General features: G+C 66.1%; 19 protein-coding genes and 1 pseudogene. 6 read left to right on the top strand and 14 right to left on the bottom strand.

Annotated elements, in window-relative coordinates; all coding sequences use genetic code 11:
* Positions 1-25: 25 nt before the first annotated feature.
* Complete coding sequence (locus EV641_RS12335) at positions 26-499, top strand: hypothetical protein (RefSeq protein ID WP_132472027.1); 474 nt, start codon at positions 26-28, stop codon at positions 497-499.
* Positions 500-629: 130 nt separating this feature from the next.
* On the opposite strand, the gene EV641_RS12330 is transcribed toward EV641_RS12335, so the two are convergent.
* The 4 genes from EV641_RS12330 to EV641_RS12320 form a co-directional block, all read right to left on the bottom strand.
* Positions 630-956, bottom strand: a complete 327-nt coding sequence (locus EV641_RS12330; protein ID WP_132472026.1) for a hypothetical protein — start codon at positions 954-956, stop codon at positions 630-632.
* A 19-nt stretch (positions 957-975) separates the two neighbouring features.
* Complete coding sequence (locus EV641_RS12325) at positions 976-2,241, bottom strand: class I SAM-dependent methyltransferase (RefSeq protein WP_132472163.1); 1,266 nt, start codon at positions 2,239-2,241, stop codon at positions 976-978.
* A gap of 600 nt (positions 2,242-2,841) precedes the next feature.
* Positions 2,842-2,979, bottom strand: coding sequence for a hypothetical protein (locus EV641_RS29230; RefSeq protein ID WP_158289161.1), 138 nt, complete (start codon positions 2,977-2,979; stop codon positions 2,842-2,844).
* Positions 2,980-3,278: 299 nt separating this feature from the next.
* Positions 3,279-4,079, bottom strand: a complete 801-nt coding sequence (locus tag EV641_RS12320) for a transposase family protein (protein WP_132472025.1) — start codon at positions 4,077-4,079, stop codon at positions 3,279-3,281.
* A gap of 301 nt (positions 4,080-4,380) precedes the next feature.
* Here EV641_RS12320 and EV641_RS12315 point away from each other — a divergent pair, with 301 nt between their 5' ends.
* On the top strand, positions 4,381-4,722 hold the full coding sequence (locus tag EV641_RS12315; protein WP_132472024.1) for a PadR family transcriptional regulator: 342 nt from the start codon (positions 4,381-4,383) through the stop codon (positions 4,720-4,722).
* Between the two features lie 217 nt (positions 4,723-4,939).
* On the opposite strand, the gene EV641_RS12305 is transcribed toward EV641_RS12315, so the two are convergent.
* The gene (locus EV641_RS12305; RefSeq protein WP_132472022.1) at positions 4,940-5,476 is read right to left on the bottom strand and encodes a DUF6036 family nucleotidyltransferase; all 537 of its coding nucleotides are present in this window, start codon (positions 5,474-5,476) and stop codon (positions 4,940-4,942) included.
* Between the two features lie 7 nt (positions 5,477-5,483).
* Positions 5,484-5,999, bottom strand: coding sequence for a hypothetical protein (locus EV641_RS12300; protein ID WP_241997138.1), 516 nt, complete (start codon positions 5,997-5,999; stop codon positions 5,484-5,486).
* A gap of 634 nt (positions 6,000-6,633) precedes the next feature.
* Between EV641_RS12300 and EV641_RS12290 the strand changes: the two genes are divergently transcribed.
* Together EV641_RS12290 and EV641_RS12285 are read left to right on the top strand one after the other, a co-directional pair.
* Positions 6,634-6,963, top strand: coding sequence for a nucleotidyltransferase domain-containing protein (locus tag EV641_RS12290; protein ID WP_132472021.1), 330 nt, complete (start codon positions 6,634-6,636; stop codon positions 6,961-6,963).
* Complete coding sequence (locus tag EV641_RS12285) at positions 6,960-7,253, top strand: HepT-like ribonuclease domain-containing protein (RefSeq protein WP_132472020.1); 294 nt, start codon at positions 6,960-6,962, stop codon at positions 7,251-7,253. Before EV641_RS12290 ends, EV641_RS12285 begins: the two co-directional genes overlap by 4 nt.
* A 293-nt stretch (positions 7,254-7,546) precedes the next feature.
* On the opposite strand, the gene EV641_RS12280 is transcribed toward EV641_RS12285, so the two are convergent.
* From EV641_RS12280 to EV641_RS12270, 3 genes are all read right to left on the bottom strand, one after another.
* Positions 7,547-8,212, bottom strand: a complete 666-nt coding sequence (locus EV641_RS12280) for an RES family NAD+ phosphorylase (protein ID WP_241997136.1) — start codon at positions 8,210-8,212, stop codon at positions 7,547-7,549.
* 3 nt (positions 8,213-8,215) lie between these two features.
* Positions 8,216-9,247, bottom strand: a complete 1,032-nt coding sequence (locus EV641_RS12275; protein ID WP_132472019.1) for a hypothetical protein — start codon at positions 9,245-9,247, stop codon at positions 8,216-8,218.
* A 2,998-nt stretch (positions 9,248-12,245) separates the two neighbouring features.
* Complete coding sequence (locus tag EV641_RS12270) at positions 12,246-12,497, bottom strand: hypothetical protein (RefSeq protein ID WP_132472018.1); 252 nt, start codon at positions 12,495-12,497, stop codon at positions 12,246-12,248.
* A 609-nt stretch (positions 12,498-13,106) separates the two neighbouring features.
* Between EV641_RS12270 and EV641_RS12265 the strand changes: the two genes are divergently transcribed.
* Entirely contained in the window at positions 13,107-14,939 is a 1,833-nt protein-coding gene (locus EV641_RS12265; RefSeq protein ID WP_132472017.1) for a plasmid pRiA4b ORF-3 family protein, read from the top strand.
* A 439-nt stretch (positions 14,940-15,378) separates the two neighbouring features.
* Entirely contained in the window at positions 15,379-16,143 is a 765-nt protein-coding gene (locus tag EV641_RS12260; RefSeq protein ID WP_158289160.1) for an N-formylglutamate amidohydrolase, read from the top strand.
* A 1,479-nt stretch (positions 16,144-17,622) separates the two neighbouring features.
* Here EV641_RS12260 and EV641_RS12255 read toward each other — a convergent pair.
* The 5 genes and pseudogenes from EV641_RS12255 to EV641_RS12235 form a co-directional block, all read right to left on the bottom strand.
* Complete coding sequence (locus EV641_RS12255) at positions 17,623-17,874, bottom strand: type II toxin-antitoxin system RelE/ParE family toxin (RefSeq protein WP_241997135.1); 252 nt, start codon at positions 17,872-17,874, stop codon at positions 17,623-17,625.
* Positions 17,875-17,882: 8 nt separating this feature from the next.
* Entirely contained in the window at positions 17,883-18,158 is a 276-nt protein-coding gene (locus EV641_RS12250; RefSeq protein WP_132472014.1) for a type II toxin-antitoxin system Phd/YefM family antitoxin, read from the bottom strand.
* A gap of 208 nt (positions 18,159-18,366) precedes the next feature.
* On the bottom strand, positions 18,367-18,747 hold the full coding sequence (locus EV641_RS29750) for a hypothetical protein (protein WP_241997133.1): 381 nt from the start codon (positions 18,745-18,747) through the stop codon (positions 18,367-18,369).
* A 32-nt stretch (positions 18,748-18,779) separates the two neighbouring features.
* Positions 18,780-19,298, bottom strand: a pseudogene (locus EV641_RS12240) (DDE-type integrase/transposase/recombinase); the annotation flags it as partial.
* A gap of 22 nt (positions 19,299-19,320) precedes the next feature.
* Positions 19,321-20,544 (bottom strand): IS110 family transposase, encoded by a 1,224-nt coding sequence (locus tag EV641_RS12235; protein WP_132472012.1) that lies wholly within the window; start codon positions 20,542-20,544, stop codon positions 19,321-19,323.
* Between the last annotated feature and the right edge of the window lie 186 nt (positions 20,545-20,730).

Genomic DNA, 20,730 nt, shown 5'->3' with positions numbered 1-20,730 from the left:
TGCACGATGCAACGAAGGGGACGGCATGGAAACGGCTCAGAAAACGACCACTCGGCGCGAGTGGGCTGTACGGGGAGGCATCGCGGTGGGTGCGGCGGCGATCGCGGTGGGATGTGTCGCCGGCTACGGCTTAATCCCCAAGGATGCTCCGGTTGATGATCGGTTGACGGCGCGGATACAGGAACTGGAGGCGGGCACGCCGCTGATGGACCCGAACGACCCGTTCTGCGAACCTCAGCCGCTTTCACCCAGTCGTCCGCACGTTCGTAGCTCCCTGGACCTGGAGCCGGGCGAGACCTGGCCGGAGGACTGCATGACACCGGACGAGGTGGACCAGTACAACCGCGACCAGATGAAAGAGCGGGAGCTATTCATCGCCATATGGCAGGCCGAACTCGCCTGGGGAGATGCCATGGACGAATCGCGAGCGTGGCGGGAAAGTCGGCGGGATCCCACAGTCATCTCGCTGGAAGGCGGTCCGACACCTAATCATCGTTGACGTACCGTGCCCCGAACCACGGTAGGGAGTAAGGCTTCCTGAACTACGAATACCCAAAAGGTCTGGTCGAACGAAGTTCGACCAGACCTTTTGGGTTGTGTCCGTGAGACCCCCACCGGGTGGTGAAGGCTCAGCGTGTGCTGAGGGCGCCCTCCCTGTCGGCGTCGGCGCGTACCTGCACGCGCCCCATCAACTGCTCCATCTGTGGCCACCCGAACTTCAGACCACCCGCGATCATCCCCACTCGGGTTTCGAGGTCCGGCGCGAAGGCGCCGAAGATGATGCGCGCAGCGGGAGCAAGGACATCGCGCTCAATCGCGATGACAGTCTCTTGTGACCAGCGGTCCTCGCCGGCAGCAGTAGTGTCCGGGTCGCCGAACACCTCCCGCAGCCCTTCCTCTGCGTACCCGAGCGCGACCAGCTCTTCTGCTGTGTAAAACGCCTCTACCTGTGTCATTGTGTTCTTCCCTCCGCTTTTAGCGGGTCCACCACTGGCCGAGTGGGAGACTGGTCCCGCCTCCGTCCAGTGGCTTCACCGCAAGAATCTGGTGATGTTGAAGGTATCCGCGTTCCATGCCGATCCGCCCACCGGCCAGCATCAGGCCCCACACACGGGCCGTGCCTTCACCAACCTCCGCGACCGCCTCGTCCCAGTGGTCACGCAGATTACGCGCCCAGTCCCGCAGCGTGAATGCGTAGTGCGGCCGTAGGCACTCCTCGTGCACGACCTCGAGCCCGATGTTCTGGATTTCGCTGATCAGACGCCCCGAACCGGTCAGCTCACCATCAGGAAACACGTAGCGGTCCATGAGTGCACGGCCACGGCCGCGCACATCATTGCGGGCGCGGGTGATGGTGTGGACCATCATCCGGCCGCCCGGCGTCAGATGGTCGCGGAAGAACCCGAAGTACGTCGGGTACTGGCCGACACCGATGTGCTCGGTCATGCCGATGCTGGTGATGGCGTCGAACCCGGTTTCGGGCACATCGCGGTAGTCGGAGTGGCGGATCTCCACCAGGTCCGACAATCCCGCGTCCTCGGTGGCCTGGCGTGCCCATTCGACCTGCTCGGCCGCGAGGGTGACACCCAGGACCCGGATGCCCCGTGCGGCTGCGTACCTGGCCATACCGCCCCACCCGCAGCCGATGTCGAGCAGCCGATCCCCCTCGCGCAGTCCCAGCTTGTCGAAGATCAGCTGGTACTTGCGGTCCTGGGCATCCTCGAGGGTCGTCTCCGGCGTCGTGTAGACCCCGCAGGTGTAGGTCATCGAGGGGCCGAGCATCCGCTCATAGAACGCATTCGAGACGTCGTAGTGATGATGGATCACCTCAGCATCGCGAGCCTTGGAGTGCGTGAGGCCGTGCAGGCGCCGCCGCCACCCGGGCACCAGCTCCTGCGGAGGCGGCGCAACCGGTCGCAGGACGTCGCGTCCCAATACCCTTGCCGCCTCGACCAACTCGGCCGCCGACGGACGACGGACCTCACGGAACGCGATCGCCGCTTTGAGTAGCGGATACGGGTCGCCGGGATGCGCACCGAGCAGGTTCAGATCCCCGGACACGTACGCCCGGGTCAGACCCAGCTCGCCGGGCGCCTGCACCAGGTACGCCAGCGCCCGCCGGCTTTTGACATGAATGCCGACCGGAGCGTCCTGCGGACCCACCCCACTGCCATCGAACGCTGTAATCCGCAGCGGCGCAGTGCCATCGGTGAACAATCCGAGGACACCCGCCACTGTCATCTGCCCCGGGCGCTGGGGAACCTCCGCCGGGCGTTCTGTGGCGTGCTGCGGTTGCGTAGTGGGCTGCTCTCCCACTGCGCTCGTCCTCGTTTCTTGCAGTGTCATTACTTCCCCTCGGGTCCGATTTCGTTTGCCACGTAAACGCTATCGCATTCCACCCCAACATTGTTCGGCCCGATCTGCTGAGTTAGTCGGCCGCCTTGCCGGAGGCGCCTGGCGGTAATTGAGATAGGGGACAGCGCATCGCCCGCGCTGACGCTGAGGCCTTCCTTCGGTCGCCCGCTCGTCGACCCGGACGGGGTACGTCAATGAATCGTCCCGGGTTTGGTGCACACCCTCCTTCTTGGGAAGGTAATCCTTATGCCGAATGTCTATCCAGCCGAGGTACGGGAGAAGGCCGTGCGCCTGGTCCTCGAACACCGTGGTGACTACGCCTCGGAATACGAGGCGATCCGCACAATCGCCGAACGGATGTCACTGAAGACGGAGGCCGTACGGGTGTGGGCCCCAAGGCCGAAGCGGCCGGTGGTGGCACCCGTACGGCGTCGGCGTCCGAGGCGGAGATCGAACTGCGGGCATTGCGCCGGAAGAACGCGGAGCTCAGAAGATCATCGAAATACTCAAAGCCGCAACGTCTTTCTTCGCGCGGGAGTGCGACCCGCCACGCAAATGATCTGCCGATTCATCGCCGAACACCGCGAGGAGTTCTTCGGTCGCATCGATCTGCCGTGTGCTCACCGAGCACGGGTGCTCGATCGCCCCGAGAACCTTCTACGCCTGGCGGAGCCGTCCGCTGTCGAAACGCGCCTTGTGGGACGTCAGCGCTACGGCGGTAGCGGTCGCAACCGCCAGGACGGCACAGCTGGTGCGGGATGCACGCATGAACGGGCAGCTCCTCGGATGAGGTGGGGTCGTCACCGGCCGGGCGGCAGGTGGTCAGGTGCAACGTAGCCACCAAAGGTCAGCGGGAACGAGGCACCTCCGAATCAGTGCGAGGGATTCCGGGCTTCAGTGGTAGTCACGACAGTGAGGCTTTCTCAGTAGCGGCCTCGCTGGAGAGTCGACAGAACGATGGCCGCCGCCACAATCGACCCGATCCTACTTGGACACAGACGGATTCGACGTAAGCACCTCCACCGTTGTTTCAGTTCGGCATTGGCACGTTCCCCGATCGCTCGAACCGCGGTCAACAACATGTTGTAGCTGCGGTTCTCCACCCCGAGACCGCGGCCCTTGATCGGTGTGTGCACCCCGATTCCGGCACCTTCGTAGCCCTTGTCGGCCAGAGTCGGTACCCCATCGGCGGCGGTCTTGTACAACGCACCCAAGCAGTGACTCCGCGCCGAAGTCAGATCATGAACACTGCCCGGATCGACCGGGCTCGACCACACCGGAAACCCGGACGGGTCGGCGAGGACCTGCACATTTCCGCCCTGCGTCTTGTGCTTGCCGGAATACCACAGGTGATGACCCTTGTCGTTTCGCTGTGCGACCCTGTCGATCTCGATCAGTGTTCCGTCCAACGTCATGTGCGACCAGCCTTCCTGCGTGGCTCGATCGAGAACGTTGTGCAGGTCCGGGGCGTGTTCGGCGATCACGGCGATCGCCTCGTGCAGATACCGGTACGAGGTGGAGATCGGCAGGCCCGCCTCACCGGCGAGGATCCGTAGCGGCGCGTCGTCGCGGAACCACCGCAGGACCAGCTTCGCCTGGGTGCGGACTGTGCCGGCCCGTCGATCGGATCGGGTGCCGGGTCGGCGGCGATGTGCCTGCAACAGCGAGGTCACGTGCCGCAGGGTTTCCTCGGGAACGTCGCAGATGGCAGAGTAGGTGAACACGTGGGGTCCTCGTAGGGGCAGTTCGGGATCTTGGTCGAAACCGAGCTTGCTGCATGGACCCCACGTCCTACTCTCGTGACACTCCGGCACCGCTGGTTACATCAACTTCTCGCATTTCCGAGTGAGAAAGCCTCAGTATCGGCGGATAGCCAGGTCAGAGCTTACGCAACCGACGCCAGCGGCGATCCACACTGCTGCCGCTCGGCCTACATGGTCGCCTATTTCTCAGCCATTCCAGCCGGGACCCGTTATAGCGGTGCCCACCGATATGGCAGCAGCAACGTCAGCTAACATGTTCAACATGGTAGCTGAACGGCGGAGCCTGATTCTGCGTGGAGTGCTCGACATCTGTCTGCTCACACTCCTCGACGACGGACAACCGGTGTACGGATATGAACTCACCGAACGTCTTGGCGCCCAAGGTCTTCTCATTGCTGAGGGGTCTACCTATCCGCTGCTGACACGACTGGAGAAAGCAGGCCTGGTGCGCTCCGAGCGACGCCCCTCGCCATCCGGCCCGCCACGTAAGTACTACTCGATCACTGATCAAGGTCGCGAAACCCTCGACAGTGGCAGGACTGAATGGAACGCCGTCGCGGCACCCGTAACCGCGCTGCTGAACACGCCGGATGCGAGCGCCTGATGAACGTCTCAATAGCCGCATCGGAACTTTGTTATCGCCTCGGCGGCTGTCGGTCATCTTGCTCGCGCCGGGCACGCACCAGTACGGGCGGGTGGGTTTGCCGGGTGTCGTTCACGATCCCGACAGGAAATGGTCCCGGCCACCTCGACGTCGATCAGTGGTGCCCGGCCACCGCGGTCCGCCCCGCGGAATGAAGACCCGCTTGGTCGGCACCGGGTCACAATTGAACGGCGCGCTCGATGATTCGCTCGAAGAACAGCTCCTGCGCGCCGACCGCACCGCCGCCGAAGTAGCGGGCGACCACTTCCTCGACCCCCGATTCCTTCGTGATGCCAAGCTCGTTGCATAGCACCGCGGCGTCGTCAAGGTCCCCTTGCGACTGCCGCGACGACATCGCCTTCATAGCCAACAGGTATCGCGGTGAAGCGATTTCGATGGTCAGGGACCGGCCGATCTTCTCGCTCCGGGGATGATCATCATCGTGCAACGGCATCAACTGCACGACGCCGTCACTGAGCCAATGCTTCGGCAGCCGATGCGTGGCGGCGATCTTCGCTGCGGCGTCAAGGACGACGTCGCGAGGCACGAACACACCGTCAATATCCATGGTGGTGCGGCGCGCATCGTAGGCCAGTGCCATCGCGGCGCCACCGACGATGAACACCTTCGCCTCGATTCCCTTGCTGGCCAGGTGCGCATCGAGCTCGGCGAGAAGCTCGCGGATCCGGGCGGCATTGAGTTCGACGTCGTTCACAGATGGATCAGACTCCTTCGAGGTTGCCGGCAGAGAGAATGATGTTGCGTTCGCGCAGCTGGATCGGTGTGCGTAGGTACTCGAGCCACCGGTACTTCCCGGTGTTCAGGGGGTCGAACAGGTCGGGGCTGAAGCGGTCGCTGTTGCGGCACCACTGCAGGATCCTGCTGTCGCTGACTCGATCGACGCCGGTGATCTCTGCGACGCCGGCGAGGATGGCGTCCCAGCCGCGATGGCCGGTCGAGGGCGGTTCGAGGTGGAATGCGTCGATGTCTGCGTCGCTGGCGAGTCGGTCAGCAGCAAGTCTGCACTCGCGCAGGACCCGCACCAGGAACGGCCAGTCCGGATCGGCCGGGACGAGGGTCGCGAACTGGGCGTAGGTAGTCAAGTTCCCGGTGAGGATCTCCGAGTCGGAGTCGAGGCGGTCGAGGATCTGCTGACGCAGATCAGATGCTTTGGCCGGCGGGGGAGCGAGGGGGGAATCTCCGGTGACCCAACTGATGTTCTCGCTGTTGAGGGGCATGACTGTCGACCTCCCGCCTTCGCCTGTCGGACCGTGTCGGTGCACATCAAGGGTACTGTCCGTCGGTACGCCGTGCTGTCGCTGCGCAGCAGATCAATGCTCGCCCCACCCCAGAGTGTGCAGGCGCGTCGCTTCATCAAGTCCGGTCAATCGAGTCCGGTCATCGGCGTCGACGCGGGCAGAACTCAGTGGTGTGACGTGAGTCGTCGCCGTGCCGAGAATCGAACTGGATCCCCGCTACCGATGCTCCCTCAGAGTTGATGGGAGTGTTGATCCACGGCGAGATCGCCTGGGTGAGTCCATGGGGGCGGCCGTCGCGAATCGCTGCTGTGTCGAGGTCGGCGAGGCCGTATCGGATTGCGTGGGTTCGGCAGAGGGTTCGCCACATCCGCTGGATCTTTCCCACCCGGCAGGGAAAGCGCCCGTAGTCTTTCCGCGCGTGGACGATGCCGACGCCCCGCGGGGCAGAGGCCAGGGCGTGGCGGCGGCAGCAGTCACCCGCCAGCGGCGAACTGGCGTGCAGCTGCGAGGTGCTGGCGGTTGGTCGTCGAGGATCGGGCACACGCCGTGAACCAGGTCTGTGTCGATAGTTCGCCGTCGACCAGCGCAGGCACGTCCCCGATATCCTGGGGACATGACGAAACCCGCCGTGACGCCCGAGACGCTCGCCCTGCACGAGCTCATCGACGCGCGTCGCGACGACCTCCAGAAGCTACTGGTCAAGTACGCCGCGACGAGCCCGAAGCTGTTCGGCTCCGTCGCCCGCGGCACCGCGCACGCCGACAGCGACATCGACATCCTCGTCGAGATGGATCCCGCAGAGGGAAACCTGCTCATGCGGGCGTCCGGGCTCATGGAAGAAACCCGCGCACTCTTCGGCCGCGACGACATCGACGTGTTCCCGGTCCAGCTGCTCAAGCGGCCGATTGCAGCGTCGGCGCTCGAGGATGCGGTCGCACTGTGAGCCGCGATGCCGGTCAGCGCATCGCCGACGTCCTGCACGCCATCGACCGATGCACGCGGTACGTCGGCGCGCTCGACAGCGGCGACGCTGATCTCCTGGAGATGGCTGAGGATGCGATCGAACGGAACCTGCAGATCATCGGCGAGGCAGCGAACCACCTTCCGGCGGAGATCACTGATGCGCACCCTGAGATCGCCTGGCCGCAGATCCGCGGCTTCCGGAACGCCCTCGTCCATCAGTACTTCGGGGTCGATGCGGACGTTGTCCGCGATGTTGTCGAGCACCCCTGACGGGCGACTCGGCCGCACGCTCCCTCCCACGTGCCTGCACGGCCGCGGCGAGATCGAGCACGGCGGGCACGGGCAGATCGGACTGCGGCCGCCGTAGATGCATCCCGATCGGCGCGCTGCTGTGACGTTGCCGGCCTGCGGTCCGTCGTAGGCGGATCTGGGCCGGGTCTGATGAACGGAAGCCGCGGAGCGGTGCGTCGCTGCATCGAATGGACTCGGTAGTTCAGTCTGCGCTTGCTCCGGGTGTGGTGATCGAATCGGTGGGCGTATCCGATGAGCGGTTGCATCCCGGGTCAGAGACGTCGTGCCCGTCCGGTACCGACGTACCTGAGGTGATGGACCTCGTCGAGCACTTTGCCCACCTGTTCGAGCGTATCGGGGTCGGACAGCACCTCGCGAGAACTGACGACCTGCAGCCCGGTAGAGTCGAGGTCGTTGCGGTCCAGCAGCATCACGGCCTTCTCTGCCGGATTGTTCCGGCAGCGATAGATCACCCCGTCTGTGTGCGGGGCGGTGTCGAGAATGGAATGGCACGTCGATCGACACCAGCTGTATCCGTCGCGGTCGCAGCCGACCAGGGTTCCGGACAGGTTCAGCGATTGCAGATCCCCATCCACCAGTGAAGCAACAACGATGTCGCGTTCGAGACGCATCACCGTGTGGGTCTTGTCTGCGAGGCGCGTGCGCCGCAAAATACCGCTGCGGGGAATGGTCATGTCGCGCAGGACGCCCTCCGCGACCGCACCGGCGAGCGAGAACGCGACGTACAGATACCCGCCGTGTGAGGTATCGATAGGCTCGAATCTGCCCTGGAGCGGATCGCCGAGGACACGGATACCGTTCCTATTGAACGAGTTCGGCGGGTACGCCGACGATGTGCTCGAGATCCGGTGCAGTTCGGTCCCCGCGCGGATCCGCTGTGTCTGAGGGGGCCTCCCGTTGTATCGCTCCGTGGCCACCGATCAATCCATGCCCAGCTGCTCGGCCTCGACCATCAGGTCGACGTCCTCCTCGGTCAGGTGACCCTGCTCGAGCCGGTCCACAGGCCGCTCTCCGCCGATGAAGGCATTCTCGGTGAACCACCAGTCGAGCGTGCCCCAGGGGTCGAGGTCGCATTCCATCGCCCGGTTGGCGTACTCGGCGGTCGGGCGGATCCGCTTGTGTCCTCGATCGAACTGGAACAACGGATAGCGGTACTGGTTACCGACCTTGAGTCCGAGTAGCTGATGCGATCGTCTCTTGTTGTTGGCCAGCGCTCGATTCGGTTTGCCCTGGGGCGAGAGGATTTCGGAGACCTGCATCGACGAGATGGCATCGCGAGACAGCGAAATGGGCAGTTCATAGGTCAGGTTCCCGGTCGTGGTCTCCAATTCGACCGCGTCGGGCTGGTCAAGGTCCGTGGCATCCTTCCCCTGATCGCCTGCACAGGCTATTGAGGCGGTTTCGGCCACGGCCGAATGCAGCACGTCGACCCCGTGGACGAGGGTATTGCGAGCTCGGCGACGCGCCGAGAGCAGCTCGATGACCACCTCATCGGTGTTGGCGGTGTCGAAAGCTGCGTGCATGACAATATCGCGAAGTGCAGGTACTTCGACGGTCTTCAGTTCGTTGCGGAACGTCTTGGTGAGCCACTGCAAGGTCAGTCCGGTTTCCCGCAGGTTGAAGGTGACCGCGAAGTTCAGGCCTATCTCTCCTTCGACGTCCTGGGTTGCGATTTCGAAGGAGGAGACCACATTCTTGATCTCTTTTTCCCATGCCAGCAGATTCGTGGCTGCGTCGACCGCCTGCTTGGTGGCGGCAGGGTAGTGCGGCGGGCGGGGGCGGGAACGGGCTCTGAATGGGCTGCCGTCGGGAGGCCGGGCAGCCCATTTCTTCGTGGTGCCATGTCGAATTTTCGTGACCATGGCAGTTCGGCCGGCGAACCGATGCGACGTTGCTTCCGTGTGTGTCTTACGAAGCCCCAGGGCTTTGCTGGAGCTTGTCGCGTTGGGCATGACCACTCCTTCGTACGATACATTTCTTACGCTCTACGGTTATCGTATCAGTCGTAATATTCGTAGTGCAGTGACGGAGGTCGAGAGGGCTCTTGCACCGAACCGTCCGCGTAAGTACCGGCCGCTGACCCACTGTGCCTTGGCGTGAGGTGAGGTCGCCCGGCTGACCGGCCTGACGCTCGGCATCGCGGCCGGCGGCCGTGAACAGACTCTTGTCAGAGTGCGATGGTGAAGACGCGCGATCCGCAGGCAGATATGACTCGCGTGTCGAGAAGGACCCGAGGCTGGGAGATGACATCATCGCATCCGAGAACATCATGTAGCGAGCGGAAGGCCACCCTCTACCCATGGACCATCGCACTACCCGAGGACGCGACCGCCGCCTCGATCCACGTGATCGACAGCATGCTCCTGGCGCGACATCGGCAGAGATTTCGGCCGCCGGATCTGACACCACCGAGACCATCCACCGCGCGTTGTTCTCGGATTACGAGTCGTCGGTGCATTCCTCCTCGTCACCAGGGCAGTGAACGTGCCGACCTGGATGATCAGTGAGCGTGCCTGCGCCGCGGTGATCAGTTCATCGTGAGCCGCTCGACCGCGACTCTGGTCGAGCAGTCCAACATCCGAGGCGGCGGGAGAACAGCGTCGTCATCGACGCCCCCGCTGGGGTGGTGTCGTCGCAGGGTTGCGCACAGCACTGGGAGACGCTTCCCTCGGTGAAGATAATTGCCGATCTTTGTCCGGCTGGAAGCGGCAGTCGATACGCCTTCGACATTGCTTGGCGGGCGGAATCACTCAGCAGCGCAATCACGTCCAATGGGTGTTCGGGTACGCGGTAAGACAGGTTGCCCGGTGGGTCAACGGGACTCTCGGGCAACACCACCGGTGAGGCCGGAGCCCGAAAGGCAGTGCGGGACCTGAGCGGCGCGGCGGGAACGGTCATCCTCCGGGGTCGAGTGCGCCCGCCGGACGCGCTGCCTGTGTGGTCGGGCGGTTTTCGAGATGCGCTCGCTGGTTCACCTCTGGCGAAGAACGGACAGCAGGGCGCATCAGCGCATCGCCAGGGATCTTCGATTCGGTGGGCGCGATCACCGTGCACGGTGAACCCATCTCGAAAAGTAAAGTTGGAGGGGAGATTTGGATTCCGGTCGGCGTGCTGGTGGGGTGATGGTATGTGTCCCTCGGTGCATCGTCCGCTGGCACACTCACGCATTTCGCCCATGTTCCCTGCGTCCCCTGTAGTGTCGCGTCCAGCGGGCCGCGGCACGTGCATGCGTCCAGGTCCACCGTCTGATCGAACCGTACGTGGCCCGCCTCATCCCTGCAGCAGCTGTGATTGCTGTTGATCCTGACCGGGGTCGCGGGCAGCGACGAGAAACGCTGCCACTGCGTCATGTGGACATGCGCCGTGCAGCTGACAGGTTCGCAGAATAGGTGCGATGGTGTCGATCGCGGGGCGAGGTCCCTTCGAAACCGTGGTGCAGTGCGGTACGCGCCCTGCTCGCGCCGCTGACGGCGACCCCGCGTCCTGCCGGCGAAGATCGTGCCGCACAGCGGAGTTCTGTGTTCCGTGAGCGCCTCCGTCGGGCCTCGCCCTCGAACCCGGGTGCGTGGGCACCGGAGCGAGGGTGCAGCGAAAAGACTCATCGCGTCACGAACCGCTGAGTCTTTCCGCCGGAAAGACTGCAGGTCTCCTTTCGGCCACGGCCTGCCGGTGCGGGTTGGTGATCGTGCCGCGTCGTAGCGCGTCGACCACGCTGCGGCGCCGCGGCGCGTGCGGAGGTGTGTGTTTCGTCGTCGGTCGGTGATCCGGCGACCGGTGAGCAGAGTCGCCGGATCGCGTACCCACGTCAAGGGTGTCCTCGAGGGCCCGCGCTGCGCGCAGCGCCGCCCCAGCCGGAAGAGCGGTCTACGAATATTTCCGGCTGAACGTCGACGAGAACTCTGAGATCGTCGAGGAGTTTCTGGAACCATTACTGTTGACGGTGAACAATATTCGCTCCAGCACGCGCTCTTCCGCCGCCACGTGGTAGCAGCTCGTCTCCGGGGACCGCACACCAGGGAGCAGCGCGCGCACCTCCGGCCGCTGCTCGACGTCGAGGGCTTCTCGTTCGGAGCCTGCGGTTCGGCGGCTCCCACCCCGGCGGCGGGGCCCCGCCGCCGGGGTGAGGACCGGGGCGGCGGGGCCGGGTTCACCGCGCGGGGGGTCGCGGTGAACCAAGGGTCGCCCGACAAGTATGTGGGTGACCGCCGTGGACGATACTGCACTGTGTGCCTGTCGGAGTGCCCGACCCGGCTCCTGCCCCGACACGCGCACGTGCGGGATGGTCGGTGGCTGGGAGTCTCGTGTGCACATGTCCGCGGGTGTGTCCGTCGGTGCCGCTCCGCGAATGCGAGCCTGGGTCACCGCCGGCGAAGGTTTCCGCCGGAAACTCGTGCGTCGACGCCGGTGCGGTCGTCGAGGTCGTCGATGAAGCGGCGGGTGAGGAGGTGGTGTCGGTGATGAGGGCAGCGTCGGTGCGGGTGGAACTGGGGGAGGCTGCGGGCAGGGTGTGTGTTTCTGATGGAAAGAGTGCCGGGTGCATGTGCACCGTTTTCGGAGGACACGACGACGCTTGTCTGCGCTGGATCTTTCCGCCGGAAAGATCCAGGCATCTTTCCGGCGGAAAGATCGGGTGTCGAGTCGAGGGGTTTCCGGCGGAGGCGGTGCCGCCCGCTGGTGGTCGGGGGACCCGACTCGCGCGTGCGGGGTGTGGTGATGGGGTGCAGGGTTCGTGGGGGGCCCGCGCGCCCGGCCGGGGCAGATGGGTGAGTGAACGGGGGGAGAGGGGGCAGTTCGTGCTGACGTTCGACGTGCTCGGCAGGTGTTTCCTTGGTTCCGCCGCTGTGCTCACGTCGGTCAAGAGCTGGTTTTCGCAGTCCGCAGGTCGTGACGTGATGCTCTCCCGGGCTGGTGCGTGAGGCGTTACGCCGTGCCGGTGGCTACCGTATGTCGTCACCTGTCGGGGTCGGTGTGGGTCGTGTCGGTGTCGCTGCGTGCCCTGTCGATGATCGGATCCCGGTTGGGTATCCAGTAGGCGAACCGGAATGTGCTGATGCCGGCCTGGTGTGTCGGGGACGTCGACTGCAGATGCAGTCGTGTCCATCCGGCGATGCCACGGTGACGTAGTTCGGCTTCCGCTGCGTTGATCGCCCCGTCGGCGGACAGGGTGAACGGTAGGTCGAGCGAGACGTGCCGGATGCCCACACCTCACGGTATCGCCCGAGGACACGCCGGAGGCCACGATCACCGCAGCCCCCGGTCCTGAGGATCGTGTGCGGCGAGGCTGAGCGAGACCATGGCCCTCCCAGAGGACCTGGATCGACGGTGTCCGGATCAGCGTCAGGCCCGGATCTGCGCCACCGGAGGTGACGGGAACCGCGGCCGTGAAGCGCCCGTCGGAGCACGAGCGCCGATTCGGGCGGTCGATGCCCCTGGCCAGAGATCTAGAGCTTCTACGAGATCTTCGTAGAGCGTGGGACCGAATTCGTTGTCGGACCGCCACGCGCCGCGTGGTCGAGGTGCATTCGACTCCGGACGTGCGACAGTGCGACCCCGCGGCGGGAGGTCAACTCCTGGGATGGTTTCGGAAGCCTTGTGCGCCATGAGGTCCCGACAGAGGCGGCCGCAGCAGGAACGGCAACCGTGAGTCGGGGTCCGGGTTGCGTGCGATCACGATGTCCACGAGGTTCGGCACCTTTTCGCTCGGCGGGTTCTGTCGAGCAGTGTCCGACACGAGGTGCCCACGTGTCGACCGGAAAGCATAGGGTGGGCTCCACAAAGCCGGTCGCCCGATGAAAGGTTCTCCTGCCGCGCATGTCCCACAAGAACAGAGCATCCGCCGGGCAGAAACGCGCCGCGAAAGCCAAGAAGCGGCAGCAGAAGAACCACGCGACGGTGGTCTCGCTCGCAGATCGCTCTCGCCGAACCGCGGTCGACGACTACCAGCGGCTCATACCCGCATTCCATGCGTGGCTGCTCGACAGCGACATAAGCACCGGGGTGGAGATTGCCGCGGCGCACGTCGCCGGTGTCGGGCAGGCCGTGGACGTCCTCGCTCAGGACACTACCGGGTTCTCGGCGACCGCGTGGCGCACCTCGGACCTCGACCATCTGCTCGAGACGGTGCCGGGCGGCGGGCACGACCAGCTTCTGATCGCCGGCGAGGTTGCGGCCTATCTCCTGTTCCTCGGCGAGTCGGGGTTGTGGACGGGGTCGGAGGACGACTTCGAGGACTGTATCGAGACGGTGGACGCGTACCTCGACGAGGCCGGGGAGACGTTCTGGGATCAGCCCGTTCCCACCGTCGACCCCGACATCGAAGTTGCTGCGCTGACGGCGCTGCCACCAGTGCAGCGAATGTCGGCACTGCTCGACTGGGTCGGTTCGTCGCGACCGGTCACCTCGACCGGTGCGTTGAAGCTCGCCGCGGTCCCGGAAGCGGCGGCGCTGTTCGGTCACACGGTCACCGCCGCAGCCCGTGGCGCCACCACTGCCGCCCTCGTCGACGACACCGCGGCGTCCCCCGACGTGCCGCCGCGGTCCGTGAGGTCCATGTGGGATGTGGCGGGCCTGTCGCAAGCGTGGACGGTCGCACACGACACCGGTCTTCTCACGAGTAGCTCCACCGCCGCCGTGCCCGGTCCCGCCGTAGCGCTCTGGCACGATCCGGACGAGGACCCCGACGCGTTTCTCGCCTTGTGCCGGGAGGTCGTCTCCGGCTGGCTGATCACCAGTCTGTCCACGCGCGGCACCACGCGCCTGACCCCCTACCTCGAGATGCTGGACCAGGCGGTCACGGTCGTGTTGATGATGGGAATGGGCGACATGCCCGTACCGTGCGACCGGGACGAGCGACAGGCGGCGTTCGAGTCGGCCCCGGACGGGTTGCTCGGTCTCATCGACCTGGTCGCGGACACCCGCGCCGAGACCTGGGTCGCCGACGGGTTCCTCGACACGACCGGCGGCGTCTACCGGGTCCCCGATCCGCTGGCACCGGCGGTGCACCGCGCGCTCACCGTGCTCGTCGGCGAGGACGCGGTCGTCGAACCCGAGCGGGGTCGCCTCTACACACTGAAGATCTCCCTGTGCGATATGAAACCGCCGGTGTGGCGGCGGATCATCGTCGACAGCGGACTACCTTTGTGCTGCCTGCACGAGATCATCCAGGCGTGCTTCGAGTGGGACGACAGCCATCTGCATCAGTTCACCGACGGCACACGGAATCGGACGGGCCGCACCTACCTACCGGCACACCAGTTGACCGATGATGTCGTGTTCACCCGTCGCGATACCGTGGCGGAGGAGACCGTCACTATCGCGGCTGCACTTCCGAAGGTCGGTGCGACGCTGACCTACGAGTACGACTTCGGCGACAACTGGACCCATGAGATCGTTGTCGAAGCGATCGGTGATATCGACCCGGATGCTCCACGCGCGGTATGCAGGACCGGACGAGGTAGGGCACCCGCCGAGGACTGTGGGGGATCGTGGGGGTGGGCGCACCTCGTCGCGACGGTCAATGATCCGACCGCGGACGAGCATGAGGACATGCGCGACTGGCTCGGTCTGACACCGGGGGAACGTGTGGATCCGAGCGTGTTCGACCTCGACGCGGCGAACGGGCGGTTGCGGAGAATGTTCGGGTAGCACCGCAGGACATGTCGAGCTCGGCAGGACTTGTCATCGCGCAGGGCTGCGATGAGTTCACAGAGCCTCTGGTCGGCCACTGGTCCTGCGGGCAGGGTGCTGAGGTTGCTTGCTCCTTCCGCTGATCCGATCCGCGCCTGACGGATTAGACTGCCCAGCATGTTCTTCGGCCCCCGCAGCGGTGTGGAGGTGCCCCTCTTCGTTCTTTCGTGGGCCACTGCGAGCCCTATGTTCGTTCCGGCACCCCGTCGGCGCTGGCCTGATCGCTGCCCGATTGGTGAATTGCCTCATCTCGAGGACAATTCCCGTCCCCGGGCTCTACCGGTGTGCCTGGGCCGCCGCGGGGCCACCACCGCGACAACCTGAGAAGCGGGACAACCCGAGAAGGAAAGACCTGCCCAGCACTGCACTCGTCACGCCAGGGGACGACTGGTCTCCGGTGCTCCTCCACGTCCCGCATGCCTCCCGCATCATCCCGCCCGAGGTGCGCGCGGACCTGCTGCCCACCGATGTCGCCCTCGCCGCCGAACTCGACGAAGCCACCGACACCGCCACCGACGAGATCGCAGCAACAGCACTGCGCCACACCGGCCTAAGGCCCACGACCGTGGTCAACACGGCATCGCGGCTGGTGATCGACCCCGAACGGTTCGCCGACGCCGAGGAACCGGCAGGCGTATACGGTCGGGGCGCGGTCTACACCCGCACCTGCACCGGTACGCCGCTGCGTGCAGAGCCGTACCCGCACGCCGAGCACCTGCTCGACGGCTATTTCCGTCCCTACACCGACGCGGTCACCGCCGCGGTCGAGGAGCGGCTGCGTGTGTGCGGGCGGGCGGTGATCATCGACCCGCACTCCTACCCGGAAAAGCCGTCCGGATTCGAGGACCCCGCCGCCGCGCCCCCCGCTGTGTATCGGCACCGACCCGGTCCACACCCCCGACTGGCTGGCAGACGCCACCCGTGGCGCATTCGCGTCCCTGGCCGAGGTCGACCAGATCGCCGAGAACACGCCGTATGGCGGGTGTTATGTACCGCTGCGTATTACGGTCGCGACGCGCGCGTGGTGTCGGTGATGATTGAGCTGCGCCGTGATCTCTATCTGATCGATCCGCGCACCCCAGATGCCGAGCGGGTGGAGCGGCTCGGCCGTGCCCTGGCCGCCCTGATCGACACCGCCACCGCACGGGCCGTCGAGGTGTAAACCGGAACCCGGGCCCGCGTTGCATCCCGCACGTGCGTCAGAGTTTCTCGGTGAGATCACCTCGCCGAGACGCCGGCGCTGGCGCTGGCGCTGTATGACTCCACTGCCGGCGGCCAGGACGACGATGGAACAGCGGCCGGCCGGTCGGACCCCGATGACGGTCCTCGCGGGCGTCGGTGGGTCGGGAGGGAAGAGGGGTTTTCTCGGGTGCCGGACCGGTGCGGGCGGACCGTCGCGCCGCCCGATTCTGCAGAGTGCGTGGGGAGTGGGGGAGTAGGAGGAAACAGCAGGTTAGGAAAAGAAATGGTGTCGTCCGACGGTGTGGAGCGGGTGAAGAGTGTGGTGCCGAAACGGGTGAAAGACACTCGGAGGTACCCCCGTGGAGGGTGCATCGCTGGGCATGGTGGGGGTGGCCGTGGTGGATCGTCCTGGCCCACGCCTGGGGTCGCGAGTGCGGGCCGGAGTCGAGGGGGATGGTTGCAGGTGTCAGATTTGGACGAGTCCGCGGCGCTCGATCCGGCCTGAGCGCGGTCGATACCCCACGGCACGATGGAGTCGCCGGTGGACCTGGTGATGTGATACTCGAACGCCGTGAGTTGTCGTCGATGCGGGCCCGTCGCCGCCGTTGCCCGGCACCCCGGCCACCCTGATGACCACCGCAGCGAGCCGCACGATCGGTCCGACGACCATGACGGCGTCCGGGCGCCGACTCAGGAGCATCTCGCATTCTCCGCAGCGCTGGCCGACGCCGGCACCATAACCGTGTGCGTCGGCTTCGGCGGCCACCAGGGCGTGGATGAATGTCGACAGCAGTGCACGCAGCAGGGTCTGGGCTGGCGGTGGCGAGTCGCGCGTCGAGCAGCTCGAGGCCGGAGGCCACAGGCAGGGTGGCCAGATCGTTGAGATCGTCGATGCGCTCCACGCATGATCGTCGAATCCGGATGGAGGCTCTCGGCTGGGCGAGCAGCTGTACCTCCGGAGCGTGTCCGCACGGGACCCCGTGCCCGCCAGTACCGGGCACACCCACCTCGAAGTCATCACCCGCCCGATCCGCGACTGTTCCTTGCCCGCCACGGTGTCCGGGTCATCACAGTTCCGCGTCGCGGCCTGCCGCCGCCCGTGGTCCAAGTTCGGTCCTGCGGGTGAGTGTCCGATCTCGCCGGCATCACCGGTCCGCCGCCTGCCGAGGTCGGGGGTCGGAACGCCGAGATGCGGTGAGGCGCCGATGGTGTGGCGTCTCGGCGGCGACTGCCCCCCGGGGGCTCGCGGTGATCAGCAGATCGGTCGTTGATCGGCATGGCCGGGTCGGCCGGGTGACGGGTAGGAGCGTCGGCCGGTCCGTCTCGCGGACCAGGGCACCATCACCTCGCTCGACGCCCTGTCCGGTGAGCCGGTCGAGAAGATCCTCGACCGTGCCGGAGCCGGTGCGGGATCCGCTCGCACTCGGGCCGCCCGGCGCCCGGGCGCAGGCATGTCGTGTCAGTGTCGCGGGGAGATCTCACGGCGCTGCCCGACGCGGAACACGAGTACCAGGATCCGGGTGTCGTCGATCTCGTAGACGATCCGGTAGTTGCCGGTGCGCACCCGCCACTGCCCGTGACCGCCGACCGGTCGCGTCGCTGCCGGTGGCCGTGGTTCGGCGGCGAGCAGTGCAATGGCCGCGTGGATTCGTCGGTGACCCGCCGGCTCGAAGGTGCGCAGTTGCCGGGCCGCGGCGGGGGTCAGCGCCACCTGGTATCTCATGCGAGGCCGAGATCGGCCTTGACCTCGTCCCACGGTATCGGCGACGCGCCGGCCGAATGCATCTCGGTGCGGGCCTGCTCGGCCGCGTGGAGGTCGGCGATGTCCTCGGCGAGTGCGAGGAGGCGGTCGAGGTCGTCGGCGTCGATGACCGCCGCGATCCGGCGTCCGCGGCGCGCGATGTAGACGGGGTGGTGGTCGGTGCGTGCGCGGTCGATGATCGCGCCGAGTTGGGCACGCGCGTCGGAGATGCTCAGGGCCGCGGTATCGGACATGCGCGTATCGTACGTCACTGACCGAATCGTGTTGTCAATCTGCTTGGTGTGCAGGTGGTCTCGTGCGTGAGCGGACTACCGGACGCCTATCGGACGATGCTGCTGCGCAGCCCCGCTGTCGTGGTGCTCGTCGAACGCTTCCGCGCGCGGGTGTCGTGTGACACGTATGCGCCTCGCGAGGACCTCCCGGTGTGCACGCGTCCCGGGTTCATGAGGGAGTGTCGGGAACTGCCCACAGGACCGCGCGGGGTCGTCGGCCGGGGCGGGGGAGCAGCGCCCGGAGGCGGGCGACGTCGTCCTCCAGTGCCTGGTGCAGGTGGGGCCGTACGTCCTCGGCGACGCCTGCCGGTAGCGGGCAGCCGCGGTGGACGAGGTCGGCGGTGTTGGCGACGAGCCGGATCGCTCGCATGACGAGTGACTCCGGCACCCCGATGACGGGCAGGTCGTTGTCGTGGTTTCTGGTCAGGACGCCGAGGGTGGAGATCAGCGACAGTGCCGCGGCCGGCTCGCCGGGGCCGTGGTGGGTGCCGGTGAGGGCGGCGACTTCGGTGAGGGCCGCGATGGCCGCGCCGAGGGTGGACAGGGGCATGGTGAACCATCCCGGGTCTCATGCACACACTGTCATTTGTGTGCGACCGGTTGATCGGCACGGTGTTCAGCGTAGTACTTGGCTTCGTACTCGACCGGTGGGATCCGCCCGAGACGATGCATGAGCCGGCCGGCGTTGTACCAATGCACCCACGCCGAGGTGGCCTCCTCGACGTCACTGACGGTGCGCAACGGGCCCTTGCGGAACGGGGAATCGTCGGCGATGCACTCGGCCTTGTAGAGCCCGATCGTCGTCTCCGCGAGGGCGTTGTCGTAGGCATCGGCCACCGACCCTATCGACGGCCGAAGCCCTTGCAGGAACAGGGTTTCCCCGAAGCGCAGAGCCGTATATTGCGAGCCTGCATCCGAGTGGTGAATAGTGCTCCCGCGCAAAGGATTACCTTGCACCGACCGCAGCCTGCAGGCCTGATTCACCGCCCGTTGAACGAACGCTGTTTCCTTCGACGTCGACACCTCCCAACCGACGATCGTGCCGGCGAACGCATCGATCACGAACGCCGTATACGCGAAGCACGGCACCATCCGCACGTAGACATCCCACGCCGGTCAGGTGTCAAGCGGCGGCCGGTTTCGGGCCGTCGTGAGGCTGGGGCCAGGCGGCCTGGTCGTCCCACGGCTTGCCGTGTTGCAGGCACCACCACAGGCGTCCGAGGAGCTTGTTGGCGAGGTTGCGCAGGGCGGCGTTGTGGTGGTCTCCGGCGGCTCGGCGTTTGTCGTAGTGGGCGCGGGCGCCGGCGGACTTGGTGAGCATCGAGAACGCCCACCAGTGGCAGGCGTCGCCGAGGCGCTTGTTGCGGACCTTGCGGGCCTTGACGTAGTGCGAGCGTCCGGAGGCGCGGGTGATCGGCGCCGTTCCCGCGAACGCCCGAAGCCCGGCAGGACTTCCGAATCGTAATGGGTCGTCGCCGATCTCGGCGAGAACCCGGGCGGCGAGGATCGGCCCGAGGCCCGGGGCCGAGCGCAGGATCTGCGCTTGCGGGTGCGTGTCGAAGACCCGGCCCAGCTCCTTCTCGAGGTCGTCGACCGCCCGGTGCATCGACGCGACGATGCCGAGCAGCCCGGTGACCGCCCGGCCGAGGGCCGCCTCGACCTGCGGAGGCTGCCGCAGCGCCGGCGCCTGCAGTTCGGCGAGGATCTGCTCGACCAGGCCCGGGTCGTTGCGGCGGCCGCTGCGGTGCAGCAGGGACTCCAGCCGCCGCCGGGTCAGCTTCCGGCCCGCAGAGGGGGTTGGCGCCGCCGTCAGCACGGTCAACGCAGCTCGGTGCTTGAGGTTTGGGAATGCCTGCAGTGCAGCAGGATAGAACTCGAGAAGCACCGAGCGGAGCCGGCTGATCGTCTGGTGCAGTGCCCAGATCGCCTCCTGGTGCTGACGGGCCAGGGCCTTGACCGCCCGCCCATGTTCGCTGACCGCCGGCAGCACCCGGTGCACCTCGGGGTCGGTGCGCAGGATGTTCGCCAGGACCGCGGCGTCGCCGGGGTCCGACTTGCCGCCGGCCTGCCCGTGGCGTTCGCGGTAGCGGGCCACCGCGCGGGGGTTGATCGGGTGGATGGTGAAGCCGGCTTCGGCGAGGGCGACGACGAGCAGGTTCTTATCGGTCTCGATGGCGATCGGGGTGTGCTCGGGTGTGCCTCCGTTCTCGGCGATCAGCGCGAGCAGTTCGTTGAATCCTCTTGCGCTGGTATTGATTCGTTCTCGCGCGACGATCTGTCCGGTGTCGTCGGCGAGCGCGACATCGTGGTGTGCCTCGGCCCAGTCGATCCCGCAGGTGATCCTCATGTGCGATCCTTCCGTGTCGGCGTCGTTCCCTTGCGGAGCTCGGGGTGGTGCGGCGACCTAATGGACAGCGCTCGCGGCGCGGCATCTCACAAGCCGATCACGTGCCCCGGGGACTGGCAGGGCCACCGTCTACGTACAGACCTCTCACGCAGTCCGTGTCATCAACAGCAGTGGTCACCTTCCAGC

It is taken from the genome of Rhodococcus sp. SMB37 (genome assembly GCF_004345605.1).
Lineage (GTDB): Bacteria > Actinomycetota > Actinomycetes > Mycobacteriales > Mycobacteriaceae > Rhodococcus.
The sequence above is the reverse complement of the archived record's forward strand: the minus strand, read 5'-3'. Positions and strand labels throughout refer to the sequence as shown.